At 67.9% G+C, this 14,441-nt stretch carries 11 protein-coding genes and 3 pseudogenes; 4 read left to right on the forward strand and 10 right to left on the reverse strand.

Features of this window, described 5'->3' with window-relative positions; translation table 11 throughout:
- Nucleotides 1-205 precede the first annotated feature (205 nt).
- The 3 genes and pseudogenes from KUM03_RS24670 to KUM03_RS24680 all read right to left on the reverse strand — a co-directional run bounded on the left by KUM03_RS24670 (nt 206) and on the right by KUM03_RS24680 (nt 2,818).
- Nucleotides 206-1,447 carry an erythromycin esterase family protein gene (locus tag KUM03_RS24670; protein WP_217251496.1) on the reverse strand — a complete coding sequence of 414 codons (1,242 nt, stop codon included), beginning with the start codon at nt 1,445-1,447 and terminating at the stop codon, nt 206-208.
- An 85-nt stretch (nt 1,448-1,532) separates the two neighbouring features.
- Nucleotides 1,533-1,808 (reverse strand): annotated as a pseudogene (locus KUM03_RS24675) (Tn3 family transposase); the annotation flags it as partial.
- A gap of 185 nt (nt 1,809-1,993) precedes the next feature.
- Nucleotides 1,994-2,818 (reverse strand): dienelactone hydrolase family protein, encoded by an 825-nt coding sequence (locus tag KUM03_RS24680; RefSeq protein WP_254399834.1) that lies wholly within the window; start codon nt 2,816-2,818, stop codon nt 1,994-1,996.
- Nucleotides 2,819-2,918: 100 nt separating this feature from the next.
- Here KUM03_RS24680 and KUM03_RS24685 point away from each other — a divergent pair, with 100 nt between their 5' ends.
- A complete protein-coding gene (locus KUM03_RS24685) occupies nt 2,919-3,929 on the forward strand; it encodes a GlxA family transcriptional regulator (protein WP_217251498.1) in 1,011 nt (336 codons plus the stop codon).
- Nucleotides 3,930-4,453: 524 nt separating this feature from the next.
- Here the strand turns inward: KUM03_RS24685 and KUM03_RS38535 are convergent.
- Nucleotides 4,454-4,837, reverse strand: a pseudogene (locus tag KUM03_RS38535) (transposase); the annotation flags it as partial.
- A gap of 657 nt (nt 4,838-5,494) precedes the next feature.
- A complete protein-coding gene (locus KUM03_RS24695) occupies nt 5,495-6,451 on the reverse strand; it encodes a DUF5937 family protein (RefSeq protein WP_217251500.1) in 957 nt (318 codons plus the stop codon).
- Between the two features lie 66 nt (nt 6,452-6,517).
- On the opposite strand from KUM03_RS24695, the gene KUM03_RS24700 reads away from it, so the two are divergent.
- From KUM03_RS24700 to KUM03_RS38545, 3 genes are all read left to right on the forward strand, one after another.
- On the forward strand, nt 6,518-6,979 hold the full coding sequence (locus KUM03_RS24700) for a cupin domain-containing protein (protein WP_217251501.1): 462 nt from the start codon (nt 6,518-6,520) through the stop codon (nt 6,977-6,979).
- A 68-nt stretch (nt 6,980-7,047) separates the two neighbouring features.
- Complete coding sequence (locus KUM03_RS38540; RefSeq protein ID WP_308406403.1) at nt 7,048-7,335, forward strand: SDR family NAD(P)-dependent oxidoreductase; 288 nt, start codon at nt 7,048-7,050, stop codon at nt 7,333-7,335.
- 41 nt (nt 7,336-7,376) lie between these two features.
- The gene (locus tag KUM03_RS38545; protein WP_254399835.1) at nt 7,377-7,724 is read left to right on the forward strand and encodes a hypothetical protein; all 348 of its coding nucleotides are present in this window, start codon (nt 7,377-7,379) and stop codon (nt 7,722-7,724) included.
- A gap of 315 nt (nt 7,725-8,039) precedes the next feature.
- On the opposite strand, the gene KUM03_RS24710 is transcribed toward KUM03_RS38545, so the two are convergent.
- From KUM03_RS24710 to KUM03_RS24730, 5 genes and pseudogenes are all read right to left on the reverse strand, one after another.
- A complete protein-coding gene (locus KUM03_RS24710) occupies nt 8,040-8,315 on the reverse strand; it encodes a DUF6207 family protein (RefSeq protein ID WP_308406404.1) in 276 nt (91 codons plus the stop codon).
- A 310-nt stretch (nt 8,316-8,625) separates the two neighbouring features.
- The gene (locus KUM03_RS24715) at nt 8,626-9,357 is read right to left on the reverse strand and encodes an ANTAR domain-containing protein (protein WP_374225384.1); all 732 of its coding nucleotides are present in this window, start codon (nt 9,355-9,357) and stop codon (nt 8,626-8,628) included.
- A gap of 459 nt (nt 9,358-9,816) precedes the next feature.
- Complete coding sequence (locus tag KUM03_RS24720) at nt 9,817-10,050, reverse strand: YrhK family protein (RefSeq protein ID WP_217251503.1); 234 nt, start codon at nt 10,048-10,050, stop codon at nt 9,817-9,819.
- Nucleotides 10,051-10,862: 812 nt separating this feature from the next.
- Nucleotides 10,863-11,081, reverse strand: a complete 219-nt coding sequence (locus tag KUM03_RS24725; protein WP_217251504.1) for a YMGG-like glycine zipper-containing protein — start codon at nt 11,079-11,081, stop codon at nt 10,863-10,865.
- Between the two features lie 18 nt (nt 11,082-11,099).
- Nucleotides 11,100-14,322, reverse strand: a pseudogene (locus tag KUM03_RS24730) (RHS repeat-associated core domain-containing protein).
- Between the last annotated feature and the right edge of the window lie 119 nt (nt 14,323-14,441).

Below are 14,441 nucleotides of genomic sequence, written 5' to 3' on the forward strand. Positions count from 1 at the left end.
CATCTCGGCCAGTAACGAGCCGAGACTTCCGCAACACCTGCGTTCCCATGCCTGACCAGCGGAATCCGCACACGGGGTTCGGAAAGAGAACGACCTCTCAGAAGGGGGCCGTCCCGCTGTTGAGCGAGAACGGGTTCTGAGAGCGAATCCGGGATCGACGAGGGTCCGGCGGCTCACAATTGATCTTGCTCGCGCAAAGCACCGTTCATGAGATGGGGAGAGGCCGGGAGCCGGACGAGACCGCGATGTGGACCAGTCCGTCGTACTCCTCCGCCAAGCAGGAAGGGCTCAGACTGAAGCGGTAGATCCAGCGCGGCACCATGGCGCCGAAGGTTCGCGTGCCGTGCCGGCCGTTGAGCCACGCCTGTACAGCCCGCGGCGCGTCGACTGCGCTGCGCAGGTCCACAAGGTGGTTGCCGGGGTTGGCTGTAGCCAGCTGGTCCTCAATGGTGCCAGGGCGGGCAGGGCCGATCCGGTTGGTGACGACAGCGCTTGACCGGGGACGGGACCATGGGCCGGGCCACATCCGCCGGGCGCGAAAAGCGCCGCTGCCGAACAGCAGGCCGAGTGCGTAGTAGGCGTCACCGTATTGGGAGTGAAGGTGTTGTCCCAGCGCAGGTACCGCGCCACCGTGACGGCTCTTGGTGATGTGCCCGTTGTGCGCCCAGAGGGCGACCTTGGCAGACGGATCTTCGAGGATTGTCCCCACAGCGTCTGCCATGTAGCGGTCGCGTGCGGCGAAGACGGTCTGTTCCGGGTCCGCATGGTGTCTGGCGCGCGTCACCAGATCGGCGGCCCGGACCAGTACCTGGGCATGCCGAAGCGCGTCGGCTGCGTCGGGGCCGAGTCCACGGAGGTACGCCAGCACCTCCTCCGCACCGAGTACCAGGCGCCGCTGAGGATCGGGTTGCGATCCTGGGTAGGCCGTGGCGAGCACACGGAGCGGGGAGAGAAGTCCGGTTGCGCGGTCGGGTGCCGTCCTGTGGAGGAAGGAATCGATCACGGCCAGAGAGCTGCTGCACTGCTGCGGGTCGATGCCGATGAAACGAACCTTCTGGTCCTCTTGGCGCCCTCTGTTGTAGTCGCGCATCCACTCGATCACGGCGAGCACCTCGCGAGTCCGCCATGTCCAGAACCCCAGCCCGTCAAGCACCTGCGCGGCATCACCGACACCATGGCGGACATAAGCGTCGACAGCTGGGGCGGCCGACGCACTGGCCTCCATGGCCAGGGCCGAAAATCCCAGCTCTGTCACCAGGAACTCCAGCAGGCGATGCTTGAGCTGGAAGAACTCGCGCGTCCCGTGGGTGGCCTCCCCCAGCCCCACGATCCGCACGCCGTCGAGAACTTTCCTCAGTGGTTGGAGATCAGCAGTTGACTCGCCCGCAGTGAGGAAGCTCAACGGTAAAGCGGTCTGAGCCAGCCAGCACGCCACCTCGTCGGACACAGCTTTCCCCTCTGTTGCCGCCACCTTCGCCGAAGCCAACCATGCCGACGTGTGCTCAGGAAGCTCGGCCGTGACGCGTACCTGTTCAGCCTTGAGGAACGGCAGCGGCCGTCGGAGAAGCGCGAGGGCCAGGCACGCTGGCCGACGCAGGCACGAGGCTCAGGGCAAGGTGGCTGTGCATGTCCAGTTCGAACCGGCCGTAGGGGTTCACGGGGGTCCAGAACAGCGGGGACAGGGCCCGCCGGTCGGCGTCGGTGAGCCGCTTCTGCCACTTCTCCTCGCTCAGGATGTCCTGAAGCAGCAAGGTGGTGACGTGCACCAGCGAGGACTGGAGCAGGTGCAGGGCGAGCATCGAGACCTCCTGGGACTCCTTGACAGCCCACTGTCCTGTGCCACTGAACCTTGACCGTTTGCCACCGAATCTGAGTGGCCTGCGTCACTCGCGGTCGTCGAGGGGCGGTCACGAGTGACTCCAGGTCGACGACCGGATCGCATCGGAAAGCGGCGGCGCTCCGTCGCATCGCCAGGTACCGGAGCGCAAAGAACTCATTCCCGCCGCGTCCCGAGCCGCTCGGCCAGGAAGGCGATGATCTCGTTCCGGGCCTGCATGGTGGGGTGGCCTTCCCGGTCGACGAGGTGTGCCGTGACGACGCTGTGGGCGCAACCGACGACGTCACGGAAGAAGGGCGGAGGGTTCGTGTTCGCCGTCTCGGCTTTGAGTACGCGGCCGTCGAATGCGTCCCCGAGCAATGCTCGGTAAGCCGCGAACCGCTGGCCAGTGCACCACCTGTCGTTCTCGAAACGGTAGGCGAGAACCTTCAATCCGTCTCGCGCTACGCGTTCAGCCACGGCAGCAGCGTCTTCGTCGCTGATCTCCAGACCGGCGGGGTCGTCGAGCGGAAGCGACGGATGGTTGACCACGGGTGCGATGACGGTGGGTTCGAGCGCCATGGTCAGGGCGAAGTTGCCGGTAAAACACAGACCGACGGCGCCAACGCCAGGCCCGCCACGCTCGGCGTGCGCCAGGCGAGCAAGGCCGCGCAGCCATGTGACGACGGGGCTTGTGCCGCCTCCGGCAAACGCTCGGAACTCGGCGCTGATGCACGCGCGTCGAACGATGGTCTCGCGCGCCTCGGCGAGCGGATAGGCGCCGTCGACGCCGAATAGAGAGGGCAGGTACACGGAGAAGCCGGCATCACGCACCCAACGCGCGAACCGCGCGACGTCGGGGCTGATACCCGGCATCTCGGGCATGAGGATGACGGCCGGCCCTGCCCCGGCAACGTACACGGTCTTGCCGACGTCATCGACGCTGACGGCTCTTCGCGAGAAGTCGTCCAGGGGGTCGCTCTGTCCTCGCATGATTGTCATGACCGAGATGATGATGAGTGGTCGGCCCTCCTGAGAAGCGGCGGCATCGCCACGTATCCCGGTAATATCGCCACCCGTTCAAAGGCGCCGGAGGGGCCGCATGAGTCCGCTGCGAGTTGGTGTGCTGGCCTACCCTGGGTGCTTCGCGTCGGAGGTATTCGGAGTCCCCGACCTCCTGGCCATGGCAACTCACGTCGCCGCGGCGCAAGGGTCGGTTCAGCCGGCCTACGAGGCGTCGGTCATCTCGCCCCGGCGGCGTGTGATCGCGTCCGGCGGCTCGGTCCTCGACGTCTCGGCGGTTCGCCCCGTAGACGTCCTGATCGTGCCGGGCTTCGAGCTTTCGCCCACGCTCGATCTCGACGCGACACTCGCAAGCCTGGGACCGGAAGTAGCGTCGATTCGATCGCAGGCGGCCTCGGGGACCGCTGTCGTATCGATCTGCGTGGGCGCCTTCCTGGTCGCTGAAGCCGGGCTGCTCGGCGGGCGCGAAGCGACCACATCCTGGTTGTTCGCGGATCGGTTCGCCCGCCGATACGCCGACGTGCGCCTCCGCCCGGAGAGCTTGGTGGTGACCGACCGGGGGGTGACGACCACAGCGGCCTTCAGTGCCATGTACGACTTCGCGCTGCAGTTCATCCGCGAGCACGACGGCCCCCGCGTCGCCCGTAGCACCGCGCGTATCGCGCTGGTTGATGATGCACGCTCCACGCAGGCTCCCTATGTCGACTCGGGGCTCATACCCACCGTGGGCAGGGAGTTCTCGCTCAGCGTCAAGCGGTGGCTCGACCAGAACCTCGGTGCTCGCTATGACCTGCCCACCCTCGCCCGGGAGTTCCACGTAAGCACGAGAACCATGCTCCGTCGCTTCGGCGACGAAGCCGGCGAGACGCCACTCGCGTACCTGCAGACAGTCCGGGTGCGTCGAGCCAGACACCTGCTGGAGACGACCGACAGGACCGTCGCAAGCATCGCCGCCGACGTCGGGTACCGCGACCCTGGGGCGTTCAGCGACATCTTCGCCAGACACACGGGCCAGCGGCCGAGGAAGTACCGCGCGATATTCCATCGTCGCTGCGAACACCACGGGTCAACCCGACGAACGGAGACGTGAGACCCGCCGGCGACGGCAACAGGCCCCCTCAAGGCCGCACCCCCTACCCCTGACACACCAGCACCCCCGCTGGTCAAACTTCCCTACGTTCTTCTCCGGGACAGGGCGAGCCCTTCGTATGGTTCTCCCACCCGGGGTGTCGGGTGTGGCTTCCAAAGTTCTGCCGCTGGTGGCTTCGATCGCTCCGTAGGGAATCGACAGCAAGGTCGTCCGTCGGGCAGCACCCGCAGCACACCGTACGGAGGCACCGTGGCCGCGATCTGGGCCGGCATCGACGCAGGCAAGACCCATCACCACTGCGTCGCGATCGACGAGGGCGGCCGTCGGCTGCTGTCGCGACGCGTCCCCACGAGCCCGAACTCCTCGAACTATTCACCGACGTCGTGGCCCTGGGCAATGAGATGATCTGGGGAATCGACCTGGATGGCTCCGCAACCGTAGCGTCCGCAACGCCGACCAGCTTGCCGAAACAGCCGTGCGGGCCGCCGGGCGCCAGCCTGCCCGGCGAGAAGCTGACCGCCCAGCTAGTGTCCTGCACCAGAGATCCGTCGGCAGAAGCAGGCGAGGGAGCCGAGGATCTCTTCGGCTGTCTTGGTCCAGATGAACGGTTGCGGGTCCTCGTTCCAGTTCTTGACCCAGGTCCGGATGTCGGATTCCAGGGCCTGGATGTTCTTGTGTGCGCCGCGGCGGATCATCTGGTGGGCGAGGTAGCCGAACCACCGCTCCACCTGGTTGATCCAGGAGGAACCGGTCGGGGTGAAGTGCAGTTCGAAGCGAGGGTGCTTGGCCAGCCAAGCCTTGATCGCCGGAGTCTTGTGGGTGCCGTAGTTGTCCACGATCAGGTGGACCTGCAGGTGAGCGGGCACCTCCTTGTCGATCCGGATGAGGAACTTCTTGAACTCCACGGCGGCCTGCTCCGCCTGCACCTGTTCCCAGTGTTCATGCAGGCACGACTTGCAGAGATCGCGGTGCTGCTCCGCCGGGTATTGCCGGATCGAGTCCCAGCGGTCGTCGGTGAACTTCGCTCCGCAGCGCCCGCACACGGGCCGCCGCACCTCGCAGGCCGCGGCTTCACGCTCCTCCTGGCGCCTGCGGGCCTGCTCCGCCTGCACCACGTACAGCCGGTCACCGTCGGGGTAGCTAGCCACGACCGGGAAGACCACCACGGCACCTCATCACGCCACCCACCTGACCTGTGACTTCAAGATGGCGCAAGGGTCAATGAGGCCCCCGCGACCTGGAAACGAGACCGGCCTTGACCGCCGCCAGACGATCAACGACTTGGACTGCTGCCCGCGACAGCCCGAGAACCCCGCTCACGATCACACCAGGCCATCTGACCAGCGAACATCAAGATGGCCGGAGCTTCACTGACGACGAGCCCGCCGCCCACGCCTGGCTGCCCCGCCTGGCCGAGGCCCTCGGCGCCCCAGTCGCCGCTCGTACCATCGGCCGCGCCGGCCGGGAACGCGGCGCGGCCAACGACCGTGCCGACCACTGGGGTGGCACCCGCTGCACCGCACCTGGCGAACCGGCTTCCACAACCAGTAGCCCAAAGATCATGACTACGGCGAGGCGGCGTCCAGGAGAGCCTGTCCGGCCTTGGTGAGTTCGTGCGTGGCGGTGCGGCCGGACCGGCTGCTGTCGATCAGTCCGGCGTCCCGGAGGATGGCCAGGTGTTCGCTGGCCGTCGGCGGGGTGACGTTCACCAGCCTGGCCACCACGGTGGTCTGCAGCGGGGTGGTCAGCGCGGCCAGGATCCGCGCGCGGGTCACGCCCAGGAGGCGGTCCAGCGACCGGGGAGTGGGCGGTGCCGACCAGAGGTAGCGCCCGGATGCCGGATAGTAGATCGCCGGCGTCCAGTGGCTGGAGGTGGTGCACTGGATCCGGTCGGTGATGAACAGCGACGGAATGAGAATGAGCCCCTCGGGGCAGTCAACGTCGATGCCGACGCTCTTCTCCACGGTGACGGCGTCGCCCTCGCACGCGGCGGACGGGTGCAGGCGCGGCAGGACCGCGCGTAGCCCCTCCCGGTTGACCTGGAGGGCCCGATCCAGCATCTCGGCCCGCAATGCCTGCCGCATCGAGGGCCACTCCGGTTCCACCACAGTCTTCCACAGGCGCCGCAGCGCGTCGGCGGCCTCGGACCTGGCCCGGTCCGGGTTCTCGAGCAGCTGGCGGCGTATGTCTGCCCCCCGCCCGGTCGTGGCGTCGACCAGTTCGGCGTACGCCTGGTCCGCCGGCGCCGCGCGGAGGGCGTCCATGCCCTCCTCGAACGTCGGCTCACTGGACATCGGCGACGGGTCGAGGAAGTCGGGCCGGTAGGCGCCGTCGGCCATGAAGACGGTGAGAGCCCGCAGGTCCGCAAGCGAGAGCCGCAGGCGCCGACGGCGCAGCCAGGAGTGGAACAGCGGATGCCGCTGCGGCTCGGTCAACAGCTGGGCCAGGCTGACGACTTCGTGGATCGGCGACATCGCCCACCGCACACCCGCGGCGCCGACGCCCAGTCGATAACGGATCACTCCTCCATTGTTAGGCCACCGCCGAATTGAGCGCGAGCGTTCCGGCCGAGCTCCGAGACTCGGGCCATGACCAACACGCAATCAATCCGCCGGTATCCCGAGCAACCCCAACAGAGCCGAACGATCCGGCTGGGCGACAGCGGATCGACCATCGAGGTCCTCGCCAATCTAGATCAGACCAGCGGGAACATGAGCCTCTACCGGTGGTGCATGGCGCCCTCCAGCACCGGGCCTGCCTCGCACTTCCACACGACCTTCAGCGAGACCTTCATCGTCGAAGAGGGCGAAGTCGACTACTTCGACGGGCGGGCCTGGCGAACACTCCGGCCCGGAGACACCGCGCACGCCGCAGCGGGTGACGTGCACGCCCTCCGCAAGGAGCGCGCCGAAGGCGCCACCCTCCTGATGGCGCTCACACCGGGCGTGCCGCGGGAGGAGTACTTTGCCGCCCTCGCCACCACGGACGAGCGCGACCTGAGCCGGCTCCACGAAGCCCACGACAACCACTTCCCCGACGACGAGCGGTGACCGTATCGCCGCGCCCGCCGTTTCCTCATCCGCTCCGTCCCAACCAACCTCCCAGCGCAGGATTCATCGTGCCCACCATCGCCGTCGTCGGAGCCGGCCCCGGTATGGGCCTGGCCATCGCCCGCACCTTCGGCTCTCGCGGCTTCGACGTCGCTCTCATCGCCCGTAACCGCGACAAGCTCGACGCCCTGGTCGGCCGCCTGGACGCCGAAGGCATCACCGCCGCCGGGTTCTGCGCGGACGTACTCGACCATGAAGCCCTCACCCAGGCGCTCAAGGACGCAGCGACCCGTTTCGACCGTATCGATGTCCTGGAGTATTCTCTCCGGCCGGGAACCTGGAATTCACGTCACTGACCACCCCGTCCCAGGCCGCCCCCTCCGATGTGCAGTGGGCGATGGACCTCCTGCTCTACGGGGCGATGGCGGCAACGCAGGCCGTGCTGCCCTCGATGCGCGCGGCCGGCGCGGGCACCCTGCTGTACACAAACGGCGCCGGCTCGGCCGACCCCAACCCGATGCTCGGCAACCTCAGCGCCGCCCAGGCCGCGCTGCGCAACTGGGTGCTCGGTCTGCACAAGGAACTCACCGGCACCGGCATCCAGGCGGCACACTTCGCCATCGGGACCTGGATCGGCACCGACGGCCCACCCGGTGTCCCGACGGCCCCGGCCGAGGACATCGCCCCCCTCTACTGGGACCTGTACACCCGGCGCGACGAAGCCGAACGCGCCTTCACCGCCTGACGCCGGTTCCACCCCTACAACAGCGAGAGGAAACACCGAAGGTGACCACACGGCAGAGCCTGGACCCGAGCACACTGGTATCCGCGCAGCTCACGGAGAAGACCGGACCCGTCGTCCTGCCCGCCGCCCACGCCCCCGTCGAGCATGGCTTCACCTCAAGAACGGGCGGACCTCGCCAGACTCCGCACCGAACCCGCCCACGGGGCGGGGCTCCTACGCGCGCTGCTCGTCCTCACGAACCTCGAAGTGGACCGCTGACGGATGATCAAAAGGCCAAGACAGCTACCCACGACCGGGAGGAGCACTCCCCCAACGTCAGGGCCCGACCATCCCGCCGAGCCCGGCCAGGGGCTGGCGCAGGTCGAGGTAGCAGCGCAGCCTGACACCCGCCTGGCCGGCATCCCGGGTGGTGCGCTCCACCGACGTCCTCGCCCACTGCGCCGCCAGCGCAGCGTGGAATGCGAACGCGGTCTCGTCATCCGCGGCGGCAACGTCGAGGACGACCAGGCCCGGCTCGGACACATGCGTTTCGTTGATCGCTTCCATGTCCGGCATGACGCGCCTTTGCCCGGCAGGGTTCTTGCCGGGCACTGGATTCACCCGAGCGAGTCTTTTGAGGAGAAGAGCCCGCTGGTCACCGCCTCCGATCACGCGCCTCCACACACGCGTGGGCCCCGGCTGTAGCCAGAGGGAGCCGCCGCCCGCGTTGCCGCGGCCGCAATCGGCGGCCCGTCACGCATGGATGCAGCGGGCCGGGTTACCTGGCGGGCAGGCCGTGCCGACGGCGTTCCCCATGGGGGCCGGCGCGGCTGAGGCGCCCTCGGGTTCGGACACGAGCCTGGGGGCGCCGCGCCGGCCGACCCCAGGCGGCATGACGAGAGCCGGCCCGTCCGTTGGGGTCTCAGTGCGGTCGGCGGGTGGCGGTGGTGTGGAGGCGTTCCAGTGCGTCGAGGACGACGGTGTTCCAGTGCCAGGACAGCCACCGGCCGACGTCGGTCCCGGTCTGCTGGAGTGCGGCGAGCTGGGCGGTGGTGAAGGCGGTCAGGGGGCGTTCGTGGTGGGAGGAGACCATGCCCAGGACCGCGCCGCGGCCGTTGGTGAGGGGGACGCTGTGGGCGGCCCGGCTGCCTGCCTGCAGGATCGCGTAGCGGGAGGCCTCGTCGAACAGCTCCGCGCTCGCCACATCCCGCACGGTGATCTGCCGGTGTTCGGCCGCCGCCTGGGCGCAGGAGGTGGTGGGAGCGTCGACGAAGGCGAAAAACTCAGTGAAGTACGTGTTCAGACCGGTGTGGCGGGCCAGGTGCAGCCGGTTGCCGTCCATGAGCTGGACATTGCCCATCGAGGTCTGGGTGATCGACAGCATCCGGTGCAAGACCGCCTTCAGCACCGATCCCTGGCTGCCGCGGGAACCGGGATCCAGCATCAGCCCGGGCAGGCGGGGCGGGCTGTAACGGCGGCGTCCGGGAAACCACACCCGGGCGTCCGCGTCCGGAGCGGGCACGCGGACCACGGCATCCGCCAGCGTGTGCAACTTGACGTTGCACTGCTGCGACACCGTCCTCAACAGCTCGAACCCATCTCCCACGTCAACCAGGCCGTATCGCTTGACCAACAGGCCCTGGGCGGCCGCCACGCCTTCGTGGGCCAGACGCCGGTTCCGGTCCCCCAGCTCGTCACGCGACCAACACGCCCCACCCGGCCCGGCCAGGGAAGCCTGCGGCGTGACCTGTGCGGTCACCTCTTGCGGACGGCGCAAAGACTGACCCATGGCGAGCTCCATTCCAGAACGCGGGCATGCGGACAGGCCGCAGCGGCGCCCGTCAAGGACGCACTGCGGGCAGCACCTACTTCCCAAGCGCTCCGCAACCGACTCTAACCGCACACCCCCATAGCGATGAGCCCCGCCCACTGCCGGCCGCCCCGGCATGGAGGGGCAGGTGGGCCGTCGCGCCGTTCTCGTTCTCCCCTGCTTCGAGGCGGTGGATCAGCATCGGACTCGGCCGCCGTGAACCGGCCGGAGGCTGTCAGTCCCAAGACGGCGACCGGAATACAGGTCGGCGCACGTGAGCGGGCCAGGGTTCACCAGAGGCGGTCAGTTCGGTATCTGCTGACGGGATTTGCGTGCGTGGCGGACGAACACCTCGCCAAGGGTGCCGACGAACATGCCCAGCGAACCCGCCACGAACAACCACAGGGCGAGGCGCTCCAGGCTGGGGTACAGAAAGAACACACTGCCCACCAAGAACGCGGTGTTACCGAAGCCGCCGATGATCAGATGGATGAACGGGAAGTCCTGCAGGAGATACCGTTCGAGTCGGCGCAGCACGCCATCATCCCTTCCAGAGCCGGATCATCCAGTAGATACGCGAAGCTTGGGGAGTACCGCCCGGAGCAGAACGGTAAACACCCGTCGCCGCCGACCGCCCCCTGCTCGACGGCTGCCTTGCGGTCACAGCGTCCTCACTCACGCGGTACACAACCCTCGGACAATGAGGACTGCCGACCTGACGCCAGGGCAAACGACGCATGGCGGGCGCCGAGTACGCAGACAACTCCGGCTCGTCCGATGGGATAAGCACCGGCATGAAGTGGAGCTGTAGGAGCGGATGCTGAGCTCTCGCGTACCCAACTACGCCCGGGCTGGGTGGGCGAGCCCAAGGGAGGCGGTTACCGGGCACGCTGGCCAGGTGGGCTGCGCTCCAGTCGCGGTTCAAGATCACAACCACCGCAAGGAAAAGCCCTCGCAGCATTGCACGCCTCTTTGCGCGTGCCACCGGGGCTGGTGGCGTGTCGGTGAGTCAGTGACGCCTCTTTGAGCGTCCCATATAGATACCGACTACCACTGCGAGGACGGCAACGATGAGGAGGACCGTTCCCGTGGTGCCGCTGGGCAACCAAATCGCAGCCAGAGTGGTCATTCGCGGTCTTCCTTCTTATGCACTATGTTGCCGTGCCAAAGACTGCTGGCCAGCAACACAGCGGGGCCCTGTACCTGCACACTCGGCTGGCGAGAGGGACGAGGTAGGGCGTTCTGCCTTCGTCGCCATGACGGGGTCTCCGCCACGGCCGTGGCCCGCTGTCCGACACCTCGGACAGCGGGCTCCGACCGGGCCTGCACCACCCTCGCGAGCACGGGCATCACTGATCGCGATAGACAGACCTTCGGACCGCTCGGTTGAGGGGTGGTTGGAGCAGGCCGACGACGGCGCCAATGACGCCCATCACCAGCGCGCCCTGCCAGGGCGCACCGATGAAGCCGAAGGCCAGACTCAGCACTACTCCAAGCACCGCTCCGATCAGTGTGAAGAGCATGCCGCGCTTCCAAGCGACCGTATGCGCATTGCTCGCGTCAGGCATAAGTGTTCTCCCTGTTGATCAGACTTTCGCTCCGCCAATGAGTCCGCCGACGACGCTGCCAAGCACAGCGTTTTTGGCGTCTTCGCCGTCTCCACCCGCGACCACGGCTCCCAGCCCAGCACCGGCGCCTCCCCACAGGGCGCCGGTTACCGCGCCGGCGGCCACACAACCGATCCCGGCTGTTCCAGCGCAGGCTGCTGCCACAACTGTTGCTGCACCGAGACCGGCCACGGCACCACCAATCGCGCTTCCTACGTCAGGCCAACTGAAAAGCCCCGTCGGGTCGCTGTTGTTGATCGGGTCGCCGGCGGCGTAGAGGTAGGGGTTGGTTTCCAGGCCGGAGGGGTCGGGCTGGGTGAAGCGGCCGAGAGACGGGTCGTAGTAGCGGTGGCCCATCTTGTACAGGCCCGTCGGGTCGGCATAAGCGCCGGCGTAGCGGTAGGGCTGGGGGACGGCCTCGGTCGGTGTGGTGCGGGGCAGGCCCGTCGGACCGTACGCGTAGGTGTGCGTCCGCTTGCCGCTGTCGTCGACGAGGCCGAGGACGTTGCCGGTGGCGTCGGTGAGGTAGTAGTAGGACTTCCCCCCCCAGTCGTCATGGAGTTCAGCGTGCCCGCGGGTTCGCGGATGAATCCGGTGTCGACGCCGTTCGTGGTCGTGGAGGCCAGGCCGAGGGCGGTGTGGTGGAACCAGGTCTCGCCGAGCTTGGTGCGTTCGGCGTTGCTGGTGCCGGCGTGGACCAGGTCGTAGGTGTTGCCGCCCGCGGTGATGCCGGCCAGCTGGCTGTAGTCGGTCCAGGACTCACCCGTGCGGGGGTGTTGCCGGCTGCGCCGGTTTCGTTGCCGAGCTTGTCGTAGGACCAGCCGGTGGTGGAGCCGTTCTTGCCGGTCAGCTCGGAGGCGTCGTTGTATGTGTAGGTGGTGCCGCCGGGGCAGGTGTTCTTGCTGCCGTCCTGGCTGGTGAGGTTGCCGGCCTTGTCCCAGCAGTACAACCACGACGCCTTCCGGGACCCCGCCGAGTCCGCCTCCAGGGCGTAGGAGAGGCGGTCCTGGGAGTCGTAGGTGGTGGTGTGGTTGGTGAGGTGGTCGGTGCGGGTGCGGATCTTGGTGGTGTCCTTGCCCGCGCTGGCGTAGCTGTAGGAGAGGTCGACGAAGGTCTGCGTGCCTGAGGTGGTCTTGATCCGCTCAGGGCGGCCGTTGTCGTCGATGGTGACGGTCTGGGTGGTGCCGCCGGGGTAGACGGTCTTGGTGCGCTTGTCGTTGTCGTTGTAGTCGAAGTCGGTCTTCTTGCCGTCCGGCGCGGTGAGGTAGTCGAGGCGGCCGGCCTTGTCCCAGGTGTAGTCCGTCGTCCCGGTCGGGTCGGTGTAGAAGTCGACGTTCCCGCCCGGGGTGTAGGCGAGGGCGGTCTGGGCGCCATTCTGGAGGGTGCGCACGCTTTCGCGGTTGAGCTTGTCGTACTCCCACTTGGTGAGACCAGAGGCGTCGGAGCGGGTGGTGACGTTGCCGTCGCCGTCGTAGGTGTAGGTGACGGTGAAGTTGGTGGAGGAGACCTCGCGGACGCGGTCGCGGGTGTCGTAGCCGTAGACGGTGGTGATGCCGCGGTCGTCCTCGACGGTCTCCACCCGGCCCAGCGCGTCGTAGGTGTACGTGGTCTCCCCCAGCGGCGCCGGCGGCTCCACCTTGACCAGATTGCCGTGGTCGTCGTAGGTGAAGGAGGTGACCTTGCCGTTGCCGTCCTTGGCCGTGCAGCGCTGGCCTTCGAAGCCGCCGCAGGTCGGGGTGTCCTTGTTGTAGGTGTACTCGCGGGTCGCGCCGGCGGTGCCCGACGTGGTCACCGACAGGGTGTTGCCGTTGGTGTCGTACTTGAAGGAGTCCTTGCGGCCGTTGGCGCCGGTCAGGTCGCTGGGCAGGTCGGTGCCCGCGATGGTCTGGTACTGGGAGACCTGGGCGGTGGCCCCCATCGGCAGCTTCTGGGAGACGGCGTTGTTGCGGTCGTCCCAGCCGTAGGTGGTGGTGTTGCCGCCCGTGCCGTCACTGCCGGTGGCCATCGCGTCGACGGCGGTCTGGGTGAGGTGGTTCTTGTAGGTGGCATGGCAGGAGTGGCCGAGCGGGTCGGTGACCTTGGTGACCTCGCCATCCGCGTTGTGGACGTACTCGGTGGCGTCGCCGTCGGGGTCGGTGACCGTCGTCGTCCCCGCGTCGGACGGGGTGGCCGCGCTGTAGTCGTAGCGCCAGGTCGGACCGGTGTGACCGCTCGACGACGACTCGGTAGCGCGCTGCATCGAAGTGACGCGGTTGTGGCCGTCGTAGGTGAAGAGGGTGACTGTGCCCTCGGGGGCGGTCACCTTCGTCAGGCGGCGTGAGGAGTCGTACTCGTAGGCGGTGGCTTTGCCGGCGGTGTCGGTGACCTTGGCGAGGTTGCCCGCGCCGTCGAGGTCGAGGACGGCGGTGCGGCCGGTGTGGTCCTTGGCCTGTGTGCCGTGCTCGTTGTAGGTGTCTTTGGACCCGGACTTGCGGTCGGTCAGGGTGTAGGTGCCGTCCACGTTCTTCTTCAGGTCCTTCGAGTAACCCGTCGGCGTCGTGTACGTGCCGTCCGGGTTCGCGGTGAAGCGCAGCAGGCTGCCGGTGGCGTCGAAGACATCGGTCTCGCCGTCGTTGATCTGCAGGTAGCGTTCGTAGGCCTGCCACCAGCGCTGCGACACCTTCCCCCACGGCGCCTCGAGGGAGTTGTAGGTGCGGGTCAGCTGCAGCTTCTGGCCGACGCCGGCGATGTCGAAGTCGGTCGCGGCGAGCATCAGATTGCCGTTGGAGACGTTCACCCGCGCCACCAACGCGTCGTTCAAACGGGTGTCCAGGATCTGGTGCCAGGGCACCTCGCCCTGCCCTTCGGGCAGGTAGTCGGCGGCGGCCGCCGCAGCCGTCGAGCGGGGCACCGAGCTCTTGGCAGGCTCTTCACCCGTGGCGCGGGCCTTCTGCGCCGCCCGCCAGGCGGCGACCTCCGGCGACGGCTTGGCCTCCGCCTCCGAGGCGGGAGCCTTGACCGACCCTGCCGGTGTCGCGGGGGCCTCGACCTTCGTCGGCTTCGTCCAGGGACTCTCCGGCTCCGGCAGCTGAGGCTTCGGCGTCGCCGCCAAGCCCGGCGCCGCGGCGATCACCACGGCGGCCGTGGTGATTGCCGAGACGAGAGCGGTTCTGTGTGTTCTCCGGGCACGCCGAAACGGCGTGCGTGCAGCACGCGAGTGCATCAGCTTCCCCCCACAGTAAGTCAGAACCGGCAACCCCAGTGGTCGCCAGCGGCACACAAGCTGTCACAAGAAGCACACAAACCGGCGCGGCGCCCCCCCCCCCCCCCCCCCCCCCCCCC

The sequence above is a fragment of the Streptomyces sp. AC602_WCS936 genome (assembly GCF_019049125.1).
Lineage (GTDB): Bacteria > Actinomycetota > Actinomycetes > Streptomycetales > Streptomycetaceae > Streptomyces.

Bases quoted from the DNA above. Each gene is read 5' to 3' on its own strand.
- KUM03_RS24680 (WP_254399834.1), bottom strand. From the start codon at position 2,818: ATGACAATCATGCGAGGACAGAGCGACCCCCTGGACGACTTCTCGCGA.
- KUM03_RS38545 (WP_254399835.1), top strand. From the start codon at position 7,377: ATGGACCTCCTGCTCTACGGGGCGATGGCGGCAACGCAGGCCGTGCTG.
- KUM03_RS24700 (WP_217251501.1), top strand. From the start codon at position 6,518: ATGACCAACACGCAATCAATCCGCCGGTATCCCGAGCAACCCCAACAG.
- KUM03_RS24725 (WP_217251504.1), bottom strand. From the start codon at position 11,081: ATGCCTGACGCGAGCAATGCGCATACGGTCGCTTGGAAGCGCGGCATG.
- KUM03_RS24685 (WP_217251498.1), top strand. From the start codon at position 2,919: ATGAGTCCGCTGCGAGTTGGTGTGCTGGCCTACCCTGGGTGCTTCGCG.